The sequence below is a fragment of the Stenotrophomonas sp. BR163 genome (assembly GCF_047520985.2).
Lineage (GTDB): Bacteria > Pseudomonadota > Gammaproteobacteria > Xanthomonadales > Xanthomonadaceae > Stenotrophomonas > Stenotrophomonas sepilia.
Map to the genome: position 1 here is coordinate 1 of NZ_JAXBRE020000035.1, position 12,547 is coordinate 12,547.

General features: G+C 67.3%; 12 protein-coding genes. 5 read left to right on the forward strand and 7 right to left on the reverse strand.

The window, feature by feature from the left end; genetic code table 11:
- Positions 1-80: 80 nt before the first annotated feature.
- Positions 81-851 carry a rhomboid family intramembrane serine protease gene (locus ACM0PY_RS19025; RefSeq protein ID WP_065179045.1) on the reverse strand — a complete coding sequence of 257 codons (771 nt, stop codon included), beginning with the start codon at positions 849-851 and terminating at the stop codon, positions 81-83.
- Positions 852-957: 106 nt separating this feature from the next.
- Complete coding sequence (locus tag ACM0PY_RS19030) at positions 958-1,920, reverse strand: TerC family protein (RefSeq protein WP_134971190.1); 963 nt, start codon at positions 1,918-1,920, stop codon at positions 958-960.
- 303 nt (positions 1,921-2,223) lie between these two features.
- Between ACM0PY_RS19030 and ACM0PY_RS19035 the strand changes: the two genes are divergently transcribed.
- Together ACM0PY_RS19035 and ACM0PY_RS19040 are read left to right on the forward strand one after the other, a co-directional pair.
- Entirely contained in the window at positions 2,224-3,393 is a 1,170-nt protein-coding gene (locus ACM0PY_RS19035; protein WP_134971188.1) for a class I SAM-dependent rRNA methyltransferase, read from the forward strand.
- Positions 3,394-3,571: 178 nt separating this feature from the next.
- Positions 3,572-4,813, forward strand: a complete 1,242-nt coding sequence (locus ACM0PY_RS19040) for a dipeptidase (protein ID WP_180885171.1) — start codon at positions 3,572-3,574, stop codon at positions 4,811-4,813.
- A 93-nt stretch (positions 4,814-4,906) separates the two neighbouring features.
- On the opposite strand, the gene ACM0PY_RS19045 is transcribed toward ACM0PY_RS19040, so the two are convergent.
- The 4 genes from ACM0PY_RS19045 to ACM0PY_RS19060 form a co-directional block, all read right to left on the reverse strand.
- Positions 4,907-6,334, reverse strand: coding sequence for an amino acid permease (locus ACM0PY_RS19045; RefSeq protein ID WP_180885173.1), 1,428 nt, complete (start codon positions 6,332-6,334; stop codon positions 4,907-4,909).
- Between the two features lie 205 nt (positions 6,335-6,539).
- Positions 6,540-6,959, reverse strand: a complete 420-nt coding sequence (locus tag ACM0PY_RS19050; RefSeq protein WP_134971184.1) for a hypothetical protein — start codon at positions 6,957-6,959, stop codon at positions 6,540-6,542.
- On the reverse strand, positions 6,956-7,585 hold the full coding sequence (gene leuE, locus ACM0PY_RS19055) for a leucine efflux protein LeuE (RefSeq protein ID WP_049417162.1): 630 nt from the start codon (positions 7,583-7,585) through the stop codon (positions 6,956-6,958). The genes ACM0PY_RS19050 and leuE overlap by 4 nt, the downstream gene beginning before the upstream one ends.
- A 14-nt stretch (positions 7,586-7,599) precedes the next feature.
- Positions 7,600-8,571: a LysR family transcriptional regulator gene (locus ACM0PY_RS19060; protein ID WP_080376955.1), complete on the reverse strand. Its 972-nt coding sequence runs from the start codon at positions 8,569-8,571 to the stop codon at positions 7,600-7,602.
- Positions 8,572-8,662: 91 nt separating this feature from the next.
- On the opposite strand from ACM0PY_RS19060, the gene ACM0PY_RS19065 reads away from it, so the two are divergent.
- Positions 8,663-9,670, forward strand: a complete 1,008-nt coding sequence (locus ACM0PY_RS19065; RefSeq protein ID WP_180885177.1) for a zinc-binding alcohol dehydrogenase family protein — start codon at positions 8,663-8,665, stop codon at positions 9,668-9,670.
- Positions 9,671-9,740: 70 nt separating this feature from the next.
- Here ACM0PY_RS19065 and ACM0PY_RS19070 read toward each other — a convergent pair whose 3' ends face one another.
- Positions 9,741-10,346, reverse strand: a complete 606-nt coding sequence (locus ACM0PY_RS19070) for a glutathione S-transferase family protein (protein ID WP_134971182.1) — start codon at positions 10,344-10,346, stop codon at positions 9,741-9,743.
- Between the two features lie 45 nt (positions 10,347-10,391).
- Here ACM0PY_RS19070 and ACM0PY_RS19075 point away from each other — a divergent pair, with 45 nt between their 5' ends.
- Positions 10,392-11,948, forward strand: coding sequence for a DNA recombination protein RmuC (locus ACM0PY_RS19075; RefSeq protein WP_088496512.1), 1,557 nt, complete (start codon positions 10,392-10,394; stop codon positions 11,946-11,948).
- A gap of 71 nt (positions 11,949-12,019) precedes the next feature.
- On the forward strand, positions 12,020-12,415 hold the full coding sequence (locus ACM0PY_RS19080) for a hypothetical protein (protein ID WP_180885180.1): 396 nt from the start codon (positions 12,020-12,022) through the stop codon (positions 12,413-12,415).
- Positions 12,416-12,547 lie beyond the last annotated feature (132 nt).

Here is a 12,547-nt window from a genome sequence, read left to right on the forward strand (position 1 = left end):
GCCGGCCGCTGGCCGGCAACGCAAGGATTGCCAACGAAGGTTCATGAGGTTGCCGGCCAGCGGCCGGCACCACCCTCACCTCAACCGCGCGGTTCGTCCGGGCGGCGGAACGGGATCACCACGTAGTCCTGGCCCTCGCGCGGCTGCCACAGCACCGGCACGCGCTGCGGTGACGGCGGCTCCAGTTCGTCGTCGGACAGCGGCTCAGCCTCGTCTTCTTCGTCTTCCCAGCTGTAGCGCTGGCGCGGCGGCAGTGGGTCGGCGTTGCGGAACAGCAGCGCGGCGATGATGCCGGCGAAGGCGCCGCCCATGTGCGACTGCCAGGACACACCATCGGCGTGCGGCAGGATGGTCATCAGCATGCCGCCGTAGAACAGCATGCCGATCAGACCGGTGGCGATCGCCGCACGGTCGCGGCGCAGCAGGCCGAGGCTGGCCAGCAGGAACATCAGGCCGTGGGTCACGCCACTGGCGCCCAGGTGCACGCTGCCCGGATTGCCCAGCATCCACGCGCCGAGGCCCGAACCCAGCCACAGCAGGGGCAGCGCGCGTACGGTGGCCTTCGGATACACGCTGCCAGCGAGGGTGCCGAGGATCAGGATCGCGATGCTGTTGGCGGCGATGTGCTCGACCGAGGCATGCAGCATCGGGCCGCCGATCAGGCCGAGCAGGCCCTTGGCTTCCAGCGGTGCGACCGCCCAGGGTCGCCAGTCGAACGTGCCCTGCAGGGCGAACACGGCCACCAGCACCAGCACGGCGGCCAGGCTGACATTGAACGCCCGCAGGATGCGCGAGCGATCATTGCGGGGGGCCGGCACGTCGTCGGCGGGCAGGGGCGCGTTGTTGTCCATACCTCAGCAATGGCGGTGACTGGCGCGAAACCAAGGCCACCGTAACGGGAGAGTGGAGGCGGCCGGCGGGACAATCCCACCGGCCGCACCGTTCAACGGGTCAGGCTCAGGCCTGGCCTTCGCCTTCCTTCGGCGGGTACTTCAGGCTCAGCACCACGGTGGCGGCGATGATCACCGCGACCACGCCCAGCGAGACCGGGGTCGGGATCTTGAACAGATCGATGATCATCATCTTGATGCCGATGAAGCCCAGTACCAGCGCCAGGCCGTACGGCAGCAGGTGGAAGCGGTCGGCCATGCCGGCCAGCAGGAAGAACATCGCGCGCAGGCCCAGCACTGCGAACACGTTGGAGGTGAGCACGATGAACGGGTCGGTGGTGATCGCGAAGATTGCCGGGATGCTGTCCACCGCGAAGATCACGTCGGTGACCGCAATCAGGATCAGCACCGCGAACAGCGGGGTGAACCAGCGCACGCCATCACGCTTCACGCTCAGCGCGTTGCCGGCGTAGTCCGGCAGCAGGCGCAGGTGCTTGCGCATCCAGCGCAGAGCCGGATTGGTCTCCAGGTCCGGCTCCTGGCCGGCGGCGAACCACATCTTCCAGCCGGTGAACAGCAGGAAGGCACCGAACACGTAGAGCAGCCAATGGAACTGGCTGATCAGCGCGCTACCAGCGAAGATCATGATCGTACGCAGCACGATCGCACCCAGGATGCCGATGATCAGCACCTTCTGGCGCTGCTCTTCCGGCACCGCGAAGTAGCTCATGATCATCAGGAAGACAAAGATGTTGTCGACCGCCAGCGCCTTCTCGACCAGGTAGCCGGTCAGGAACTCGAGGCCGACCTTGTTGGCCACGACCTGGCCGGCGGTCTCATTCAGGTAGTACCAGAGGCCGGCGTTGAACAGCAGGGCCAGCGCGACCCAGCCGATGGACCACCACAGGGCCTCCTTGAAGGTGACCTTGTGCGGTCCACCATGGCGCATCAACACGAGGTCGACCAGCAGGGCGATGACCACCACCGCTGCGAAGCCGCCCCACAACCACACGTTACCGATCGTCTGCATTGGGAATGTCCGTTGGAAAGATGAATGCCAGGCCGGACGGCGAGGATCTGCAACGGAGGATCGGGAGGGGATCCAGGGACAGAGCTTCGCCAGTACGGCGAAGGTCTCGCTCGCAGTTCCAGTCGGCTGGAACTGCCGTTGCACCGGAGCCTGCGGGCTCGAAATGACGGCGACAACGTCTGGGAGCTACTCCCCTTCTGGCGCCGATTCTGCCGTCTGGCCCCCGCCGCCGTCAAATGCCGGTTTGCCGGGGTCAGAGCCCCTGCGGGGATCCGACCCCGGCGCCCGGTTTACAATGGGTGGATGAATACCCCCCTTCCGATTGTCCGCCTCAAGAATGCGTGGCGCTCCAGCCACCCGTGGATCTTCCAGAAACTGGTCGAGAAGCCGACCGTCCGGCCCAAGCCCGGTTCCATCGTCGACGTGGTCGGCATCGATGGCGAGTTCATTGGCCGCGGGTTCTACAACGGGCACTCGCGCATTGCCGTGCGCATCCTTGAAACCGACCAGAACGTACCGGTGGATGCCGGCTGGTTCTCGCGCAAGATCGCCCAGGCAGTGTCGCTGCGCCGTGAGGTGCTCAAGCTCGACGCGGTGTCCGACGCCTGGCGTGTCGTGCACAGCGAAGGTGACGGCCTGTCCGGCCTGGTGGTGGACCGCTACGGCGACCTGGTGGTGGTCGAGTTCTTCGCCGCCGGCATGTTCCGCCACCGCGAATGGATCTACAATGCGCTGCGCGAGCAGTTCCCCGGCTGCCGCTTCCACAGCTTCGCCGACGAGCACGTGCAGAAGCAGGAAAGCTTCGACTTCCACGGCAACACCACCACCGAAGCGTCGGTGATCACCGAGTACGGCATCAAGTTCCGCGCCGACCCGGCCGGTGCGCACAAGACCGGTTTCTTCGCCGACCAGCGCGAGAACCGTGAGTGGCTGAGCCAGCAGGTGGAAGGCAAGAGCGTGCTCGACCTGTGCTGCAACACCGGCGGTTTTGCCGTGTACGCGGCGGCGCGTGGTGCTTCGGAAGTGATCGGCATCGACATCGACGAGGACGTGATCCAGATCGCCAAGGGCAATTCGCGCCTGAACAACGTGCGCCCGAAGTTCATCCAGTCCGACATCTTTCCGTGGCTGCGCGACGCCGCCAACCGCGGTGAGCAGTACGACGTGGTGATCCTGGACCCGGCGAAGATGACCCGCGACCGCGACCAGGTCATCACCGCACTGAAGAAGTACCTGGACATGAACAAGCTGGCGCTGGGCGTGGTCAAGCCGGGCGGCCTGTTCGCCACCTTCTCCTGCACCGGCCTGGTGGCCGAGGACCAGTTCCTCGACATGCTGCGCCGGGCGGCGTACTTCTCCGGCCGCACGATCCAGATCCTGAAGGTGGCCGGCGCTGGTCCGGACCATCCGTTCATGGCCCACGTGCAGGAATCGCGTTACCTGAAGGCCGTGTTCTGCCGCGTGGTGGATTGACGGTCGGCTTCTGCGTTCGCCGGGCATGAATCATGTCCACTGCCCGGCGGTCAGCTTTCCGCGCACTGCGATGCGTTCGTGAAAACGGCGCCCCGATGTTCAGGTGGCGCGGCGCAGCTCTACAAAACGGCCGGCCACGGCGCTATGGTCGGGCTCTTCCCCATGCCGGTGAGAGCCCATGCCTTCGTTGCGCCACCTGTCCGTCGTGCTCGCCCTGGCGCTGTGCGCGCCGCTGTCGGCCCACGCCATCGAGTTCAGCGCGCAGGAGCTGGCCCGTGCCAAGGCGTTGCAGCAGCGCCTGGTCACGCTCGACAGCCACCTCGATACACCGGCCAATTTCGGCCGAGCCGGTTTTGACATCGAGCAGCGCCACGACCGCAACGCCCTTTCGCAGGTGGATTACCCACGCATGGTCGAAGGCGCGCTGGATGGCGGCTTCTGGGCGATCTACACCGATCAGGGCGACCGCAGCGCCGCCGCGCATCTGGCCGAGCGTGACCACGGGCTGCAGCGATTGATGCAGATCCGCGAGATGCTGGCGGCCAATCCCGAGCGCTTCGCGCTGGCACTGACCGCCGATGACGCAGCGCGGATCAAGGCTGCCGGCAAGCGCGTGGTCTACATCAGCATGGAAAACGCCAGCCCGCTGGTGGCCGACCCCAGCCTGCTGTCGTTCTATCACCGCGCCGGCCTGCGCCTGCTCAGCACCGTGCACTTCGCCAACAACGAGTTCGCCGATTCGGCCACCGATCCCAAGGGCGCGGAATGGAAAGGACTTAGCCCGGCCGGCAAGGAGCTGGTGCGGGAGGCGGTGAAGCTGGGCATCGTGATCGACCAGTCGCACGCCTCGGACGCGGTGTTCGACGACCTGCTGGCAATGATGCCGGTGCCGTTCGTGCTGTCGCACAGCTCGGCCAAGGCGGTCTATGACCATCCGCGCAATCTCGACGATGCGCGCCTGCGCAAACTGGCCAAGGCCGGCGGCGTGATCCAGGTGAACGCCTATGGCGGCTACCTGATCGACACCGCAAAGACGCCCGAGCGCAAGCAGGCCGAGGAAGCGCTGAGCAAGCAGCTGGGCGGCTGGGAAGGCATGGGCATCGAACAGGGCGTTGCGCTGCTGAAGGCCGAACAGGGGCTGGACCATGAGCACCCGGTGCGCCACGCCAGCCTGGACGACTTCTTCGCCCACTTCGAGCACATCCTCTCGGTGGTCGGGCCCGAGCACGTGGGCATCGGCCTGGACTGGGATGGTGGTGGCGGACTGAGTGACCTGCCCGATGTCAGCCAGCTGCCGAAGATCACCGCGTGGCTGCTGCGCAAGGGCTATACCGAGAAGCAGATTGCCGGCATCTGGGGCGGCAACCTGCTGCGGGTGATGCGCCAGGCGCAGGATTACGCTGCAAAGCAGGGCGGTTGAAGCGCCCTGCGGTAGTGCCGGCCGCTGGCCGGCATTGCTCGTATCAACAGGATGCGAGGTGCCGGCCAGCGGCCGGCACTACCGGCGAGCCGGTTACTTCGCGATCAGTGCGTGGCGGCGGCTGTACAGGAAGTACAACACCAGGCCGACCACGTTCCACAGCAGGAAGTACAGCTGAGTGGTGTGCGGCAGGCTGATGAACAGGTAGATGCAGCCCAGTGCGGCCAGCGGGCCGACCACGAAAGCCACCGGCGTGCGGAAGGTGCGCTCGCGGTTCGGCTCGCGCAGGCGCAGCACCACCAGGCAGACACCCACTGCGGTGAACGCGGCCAGGGTGCCGGCATTGGCCAGCGCCGCGATCTCATCCAGGCGCGCCACGCCGGCCAGCGCCGACACCACCACCGCAGTGAACAACGTGGTCGCCACCGGCGTGCCGGTACGTGCGTTGACCTTGGACAGGCCACGCGGCAGCAGGCCATCGCGGCTCATCACAAAGAAGATGCGGCTCTGGCCGTACAGGAAGGCCAGCAGCACGGTCGGCAGGGCGATGATCGCGATCACGCCGATCACCATTGCCGCGGTCGGATGACCCAGCTGGCGCATGATCAGCGCCAGCGGCTCGGCGCTGTGGCCGAACACCGCGTAGCTCATCGCACCAACTGCCGCCAGCGCCACCAGCACGTAGACGATGGTGCAGCCGATCATCGAACCGATGATGCCGATCGACAGGTCGCGGCCCGGGTTCTTGGTCTCCTCGGCGGCGGTGGAGATTGCATCGAAGCCGTAGAAGGCGAAGAAGATGATGGCTGCCGCCGCCATCACGCCGTGCTCGACGCCATCGGGGCCCATCGACTTGGCAAAGCCGTACGGCATGAACGGCTGCAGGTTGGCGCTGTCGAAGGCGGGCAGGGCCACGGCGACGAAGATCGCCAGCGCGATCAGCTTGAACACCACCAGGATGGCATTGAGGGTGGCGCTCTCCTTGGTGCCGGCCATCAGCATGCCGGCCACCAGCCAGGTGATGATGATCGCCGGCAGGTTGATCATTCCGCCTTCCACATGCGGGCCGGCTGCCAGCCAGGCCGGCAGGTGTACGTTCCAGCCGAACTGGGTGTGGACCCATTCGAGGAAGCCGACGAAGTAGCCGGACCAGCCCACCGCCACCGTACTCACCACCAGCGAGTACTCCAGGATCAGGCTCCAGCCCACCACCCAGGCAAACACCTCACCCAGCGCGCTGTAGCTGTAGGTGTAGGCACTGCCGGCGGCCGGCATCATCGTCGACAGCTCGGCGTAGGACAGCGCCGCACAGGCACAGACCGCACCGGCGATAGCGAAGGAGATCAGCACCGCCGGGCCGGCCAGGTTGGCACCGACGCCGATCAGCGTGTAGATGCCGGTACCGACGATGGCACCGATGCCCAGCGCGATCAGGTGCGGCCAGCTGAGCGTCGGGATCAGACGCCTGCCGGCTTCGTGGACGGTGACGGAATCTAGGGACTTGCGCCGGAACAGGGACATGCAGGCCTCGGAAGGGGTGACTGGAAACGACAAGTTCCCGAGTGTGACCGAACGCAGCGCAGCATTACCACTGACGGGGGTCATACCCGGGTTGGATGCGTCACTGATGGAGACTGAACGCCGTCAATGATGACGAAATCAGCACAATCTGAGCAACAAATCGAACTCGTCCTACGATCGTCCAGCTGGCAGGGCAAACCGAGGGTCAGGGTGATCGCGGCCAATGGCAGCCATCCTCCTGCCAAGCTTCGGGGTCGTCGTGGAAGGTTGTGCTGTGGCCGTCGCGGGCGCGTTCGTAACGCAGATCCAGCACCAGCGCGCCCTGGGTGCTCAACAGGTAGCGGCCGTTGAGGCGGCCATCGATGCGCTCTTCCCAGACGCAGTCGAACTGGTACGGGCGATCTTCGGCCAGCACCGTGGTTTCCATCGAGATCCGACGCAGGGGCAGGCGCTTGCGCTGGCCGGCGTAGCGCACGCCGGACTGTCCGTCCTCCAGCCAGCGCCATTCCAGGTGGATGCTGCCGTTGCGACCGCCGGTCAGGCAGCGATGGTCCTGTACGGTGGCACCAGAGGCGGTGCCGGCGAACAGCAGGGCCAGGCCGAGCAGCGGCAGCCGCCCGTTCATCCGTTCAGCCCCAACCGGATGCCAAACCCCACCAGGAACAGGCCGGCCACGCGGCGCAGCGCGTCGCTGATCCGCGGGTGCTGGATCAGCCGGCGACGGGCCAGGTTGCCCACGCCGATCAGCATCGAGCAGTAGGCGATGCTGACCACCAGGATGATGCCGGCCAGCGCCGCGAAGGTGGCGATGCCCTGGTGTGCCTTGGGATCGATGAACAACGGCAGGAAGGCCATGTAGAACAGGATCGCCTTCGGATTGAGCAGGCTGACCAGGATCGCCTGCTGGAAGTAGCGGCCCGGCTGCATGCGGATCGGGCCGGCATCACCGCCCTCGTGCTTCGGCGTGCGCAGCAGGCCGATGCCGACCCACACCAGGTAGGCCGCACCCAGGTACTGCACGGCGTGGAACACCAGCGGGTTGGCCTTGAGCAGCGCGGCCACGCCGGCCAGCGCGAGCCACATCAGGATCTGGTCGCCGACCAGCAGGCCGGCCAGTGCGGTGTAACCGCCGCGCACGCCACCACGGCCGGTGGCGGTCAGCAGGGTGAAGGTACCGGGGCCGGGCAGGGCGAGAAACACCAGCACGGCGACCAGAAACGTCCACAGGTCCTGGATGCCCATCCACGGCATGGCGGCGTTCTCTCTTACGGGGGGCCGCCATTGTCGGCCAGCGCCGGGACTGGCGACAGGGGGCCGGCAGGACCCTCGGGCATGCCAGACAGCAGAGGTTGCAGGTGCTGGCGCAGCTGCGCGTGCAGCTGCCGCACCGCCGGCGAGAACTGCTTGCGGTGCGGGCAGACCAGCTGCAACGGTATGTGGCTGCCGATGCCGTCGAGCAGCAGCTGCAGGCGCCCTGCGAGCACATCCTCGCGCAGGTCCAGCCAGGATTTGTAGGTGATGCCTTCGCCGGCCACCGCCCAGCGCCGCACCACATCGGCGTCATCGCAGACCAGCGGGCCGCGCACCGGAATCACGCTGCGGCGCCCGTCGACCTCGAACGACCAGCGATCATAGGCGCGGCCACTGAGCTGGTAGACCAGGCAATCATGCTCGCGCAGATCTTCCAGGCGGGTGGGCGTGCCGCGCCGCTGCAGATAGTCGGGTGACGCCGCGAGTACGCGCCGATTGCCTTCCAGCAGGGGCAGGGCGACGTAGTTGGCGTCGTCGAAGTGGCCGATGCGGATGGCCACGTCGACCGGGTCGCGGAACACGTCGGCCACTTCGTCGGACAGGCGCAGGTGCAGGCGCAGCCGGGGGTGCGCGGCGCGAAAGGCGCTCAGCCAGGGCAGCAGCAGATTTCGACCGAAGTCCGACGGCGCCGACAGCTGCAGGGTGCCGTGCAGTTCGGTGTCTTCGCCCTGCACGCGCGCCTGGCCCTCGCGCAGGGTGGCCAGCACCTCCTGCGCATACGGCAGGTACAGCGCCCCCTCGCCGGTCAGGCGCAGGCTGCGCGTGGTGCGCACGAACAGGCGCAGGTCCAGCTCGCGTTCCAGCCGCGCCACCGCCGCAGCAACCTGCCCCGGCAGCAGGTCGGCTTCGCGGGCCGCCTGCGAGAAGCTGCCCAGTGCGGCAGTACGGACGAACAGCTGCAGATCGTCGAAGCGGATCATCTTCATCGCCAGAGTGAAAGTGCTGCCCGATTCTGCGCCTTTCCGAGGGACCGCGTGCGGCGCAACCTGTCACCTCCTTCCCCACTGGACCGCTGCCATGCGCGCCATTGCCTACACCCAAGCCGGCCTGCCGATCGATGATGCCCAGGCCCTGATCGACATTGAACTGGAACTGCCGCAGCCCGGCCCGCGTGACCTGCGGGTGGCGGTACGCGCGGTGGCGGTGAACCCGGTCGACACCAAGGTCCGCCGCGGCGTGGCCACCGATGGCCCGCGCGTGCTGGGCTGGGATGCGGTCGGCATTGTTGATGCGGTGGGCAGCGAGGTGACCCTGTTCCAGCCCGGCGACGCGGTCTACTACGCCGGCGTCATCGACCGCCCGGGCAGCAATGCGCAGTACCAGCTGGTGGATGAGCGCAGCGTTGGGCGCAAGCCGGCCAGTCTCGACGATGCCGCCGCCGCAGCGTTGCCACTGACTGCAATCACCGCCTGGGAGCTGCTGTTCGACCGCCTGCGCATCCCGGAGGGTGGTGGCGAAGGCCAGACCCTGCTGGTGATCGGTGCTGCTGGTGGTGTCGGTTCGATCCTGGTGCAGCTGGCGCGGAAGCTGACCAGGCTGACCGTGATCGGCACCGCCTCGCGCCCGGATACCCAGGACTGGGCGTACGCAATGGGGGCACACCACGTGATCGACCACAGCCTGCCGCTGGCCGAGGGACTGGCGCGGCTCGGCATCAGCGAGGTGCAGCATGTCGCCAGCCTGACCCACTCCGACCAGTACTACGCGCAGATCGTGGAACTGCTGGCACCGCAGGGCCAACTGGGGCTGATCGATGACCCGGGCCAGGTGGACGTGATGGCGCTCAAGCGCAAGGCACTGTCACTGCATTGGGAGTCGATGTTCACCCGGCCGCTGTACCGCACCGCCGACATGCAGCGCCAGCACGACCTGTTGAACCGTGTGGCCGAGCTGATCGACACGGGCGTGCTGCACACCACCCTGGGCGAGCACTTCGGGCGCATCGACGCGGCCAACATGCGGCGCGCCCACGCGCTGCTGGAAAGCCAGCGCGCCAAGGGCAAGATCGTGCTGGAAGGCTGGTAACACCGGCGGTTCCCGCGCGCCCTTGGGGTCAGATCCCTTTCCCCCCAGGGAAAGGGATCTGACCCCTGCCTCAGGCCACGCTGTTGTCGACGTGGGTGGCGAAACCGGGCTGCTCGCGCAGCCGTTCGAACCACGCCGAGAGGTGTGGCAGCACGGGCTTGTTGCCGGGTGTGCTGCGCCAGCGCTGGGCCGACAGCCCGAGCACGATGTCGGCCAGGGTGAAGGCGTTGCCCGTCACGTGGCAGTGGCCACCGGCCAATTGTGTGTCGAGTACGCCCATCAAGTGGTTCCATTGCGCCAGGCTGGCCTCGGCGCGGGCATCGTCCGGGTAGTCCGGGTGCCGCCGCACGCGCGCCATGAACACGTGCCGCCAGGCGCTGTTGAGGTCGCTGGCCTGCCAGTCCATCCACTGCTCGACCCGGGCGCGATCCTGCGCCGTACCGGGCAGCAGGTCATCACGGCCAGCACGTACGGCCAGGTAGCGGCAGATGCTGTTCGATTCCCACAGCACGAAGCCGCCATCGCGCAGGACCGGCACCTGCCGGTTCGGATTCAACGTGGCCAGCAGGTCCGCCGGTGGTTCTGGCTCGTGTTGGAGTGGCAGGTCGAGGCCGGCGCACAGCCACAGCACCTTGCGCACGTTGATGGAGGTCGGCTTTCCGTACAGAGCGAGCATGGTCCTGACGCAGCAGCTGAGACTCGGCCAGCCTACACTTGCCCCATGCAAACCGAATACCTGCTCATTGCCGGCCTTCTATTGGCCGTGCTCATCCTGCAGCTGGTCGCCCTGCTGCGCCGCCCGCCGCATGACCGCCTGGAACAGGCCGTGCGCGAGGAGGCGCGCGCCGGGCGCAGCGAACTGCGCGAACAGCTCGATGGCTTCGCCCGCGCGCTGACCGATCTGTCCACCCGCACCGATCAGCGCCTGGACCTGCTGCGCGAAGCGCTGGGCGAAGATGCCCGCAAAGCGCGCGCTGAAGTAGCCGACAGCCAGCAGCGCGGCGCAGCATTGATGGGGCAGCGGCTGCAGGAACTGCGCGGCCAGCTGGAGACCTTCGGCCAGCAGCAGGAGGCACGCATCCATGCGTTTGGCCAGCAGCTGCAGGAGCTCACTGCGCGCACCGATACCCAGCTCGGGGCGCTGCGCCAGACCCTGGTGGACGATGCACGCAAGGGCCGCGAGGAGGGCGCGCTGTCGCAGCAGCGCCTGACCGACAGTCTGGGCCTGCGCCTGCAGGAACTGACACAGCGCAACGAGCAGCGCATCGCCGAGATGCGTGCCACGCTGGAGGAACAGCTGCGCGCGCTGCAGAACGACAACGCGCAGAAGCTGGAGCAGATGCGCCACACCGTGGACGAGAAGCTGCAGTCGACGCTGGAAACGCGACTGGGCAATTCCTTCAAGCTCGTCTCCGAGCGCCTGGAACAGGTGCAGCGTGGCCTCGGCGAGATGCAGCAGCTTGCCACCGGCGTGGGCGACCTCAAGCGCGTGCTGACCAACGTCAAGAACCGCGGCAGCTGGGGCGAAGTGCAGCTGGAGAACATCCTCGAGCAGACACTCACCCAGGAGCAGTACGCGCGTGCGGTGAGGGTGCGCCCGGATAGTGGCGAGATGGTCGATATCGCCGTGCGCCTGCCGGGCCGCAGCAGCGACGACACGCCGGTGTGGCTGCCGATCGACTCCAAGTTCCCGCGCGAGGACTACGAGCGCCTGCTGGACGCACAGGAACAGGGCGATGCCGAAGGCGTGCGCCTGCAGGGCATCCAGCTGGAGCGCGCGGTGCGCGTGCAGGCCAAGTCGATCTGCGACAAGTACATCGTGCCGCCGCACACCACGGACTTCGCGGTGATGTTCCTGCCCACCGAAGGCCTGTATGCCGAGGTGATCCGGCGCCCGGGCCTGGTTGACCTGCTGCAGCGCGAGCACCGTGTGGTGGTGGCCGGACCGACCACGGTCACTGCGTTGCTCAACAGCCTGCAGATGGGCTTTCGCACGCTGGCCATTGAAAAGCGATCCAGCGAAGTGTGGAGCCTGCTGGGTGCGGTCAAGAGCGAGTTCGGGAAGTTCGCCGGCATCCTGGAAAAGGCCGAGAAGCAGATCACTACCGTTGGCCGCAGCATCGGCGAGGCCAGCCGCAAGACCCGCACGATCGAACGCCGCCTGCGTGGCGTGGAGTCGCTGGCGTCCGAACAGGCGCAGTCGCTGCTCGGCGACCTGGCCGAGGGTGATGCGGTGGCCGAGGAGGAAGGCAGTGACGGCGAGGGCGACGAGGCCTGAGCCACGCTGGCACGCCGCCTGCATCGCCGATGGGTATGCTGGCGGCCTGTCCGCTTCAACCAGGTACCGCCATGCGCCTGCCCCGCTTCACCAGCTTTGTCCTGACCGCGCTGCTCGCCGCCTGCGGCAGCGCGCCAACGACCGTGGGCACGACCACGCAGGCCGCCTCCAGCACCCCCGAAGCGGTCGAGGCCTACCGCGAAGCACGCGACGTCGACTGCCAGGCCGCCGGTGGCACCCTGCAGCGGCTCGGCCGGCTGCAGCGCGAGCAATGCGTGATTCCCTATGCCGACGCCGGCAAGGCCTGCAGCCGCAAAAGCGACTGCACGGGCCAGTGCCTGGCCGCAGGCGAGGCAGTGGCCGGTGATGCGGCGTCCGGTACCTGCCAGCGTGATGCCAGCCAGAACTTCGGTTGCCGCCAGCGTATCGACGCCGGCAAGGCGCAGGGTACGATCTGCGTGGACTGATCCTCGCGCCGGCCGCTGGCCGGCAGCCTCATGAACCCGTGCGAACGGTCGCACGATTGCCGGCCAGCGGCCAGCACTACCGGCATCGCGCGGCGCTATGCTGGTCGGCCATTCCCGCCGTAGCCGGAGCCC

What these genes read in the sequence shown, in the direction of transcription:
- ACM0PY_RS19025 (WP_065179045.1), bottom strand. Translation starts at nt 851, where the DNA reads ATGGACAACAACGCGCCCCTGCCCGCCGACGACGTGCCGGCCCCCCGC.
- ACM0PY_RS19030 (WP_134971190.1), bottom strand. Translation starts at nt 1,920, where the DNA reads ATGCAGACGATCGGTAACGTGTGGTTGTGGGGCGGCTTCGCAGCGGTG.
- ACM0PY_RS19035 (WP_134971188.1), top strand. Translation starts at nt 2,224, where the DNA reads ATGAATACCCCCCTTCCGATTGTCCGCCTCAAGAATGCGTGGCGCTCC.
- ACM0PY_RS19040 (WP_180885171.1), top strand. Translation starts at nt 3,572, where the DNA reads ATGCCTTCGTTGCGCCACCTGTCCGTCGTGCTCGCCCTGGCGCTGTGC.
- ACM0PY_RS19045 (WP_180885173.1), bottom strand. Translation starts at nt 6,334, where the DNA reads ATGTCCCTGTTCCGGCGCAAGTCCCTAGATTCCGTCACCGTCCACGAA.
- ACM0PY_RS19050 (WP_134971184.1), bottom strand. Translation starts at nt 6,959, where the DNA reads ATGAACGGGCGGCTGCCGCTGCTCGGCCTGGCCCTGCTGTTCGCCGGC.
- leuE (WP_049417162.1), bottom strand. Translation starts at nt 7,585, where the DNA reads ATGCCGTGGATGGGCATCCAGGACCTGTGGACGTTTCTGGTCGCCGTG.
- ACM0PY_RS19060 (WP_080376955.1), bottom strand. Translation starts at nt 8,571, where the DNA reads ATGAAGATGATCCGCTTCGACGATCTGCAGCTGTTCGTCCGTACTGCC.
- ACM0PY_RS19065 (WP_180885177.1), top strand. Translation starts at nt 8,663, where the DNA reads ATGCGCGCCATTGCCTACACCCAAGCCGGCCTGCCGATCGATGATGCC.
- ACM0PY_RS19070 (WP_134971182.1), bottom strand. Translation starts at nt 10,346, where the DNA reads ATGCTCGCTCTGTACGGAAAGCCGACCTCCATCAACGTGCGCAAGGTG.
- ACM0PY_RS19075 (WP_088496512.1), top strand. Translation starts at nt 10,392, where the DNA reads ATGCAAACCGAATACCTGCTCATTGCCGGCCTTCTATTGGCCGTGCTC.
- ACM0PY_RS19080 (WP_180885180.1), top strand. Translation starts at nt 12,020, where the DNA reads ATGCGCCTGCCCCGCTTCACCAGCTTTGTCCTGACCGCGCTGCTCGCC.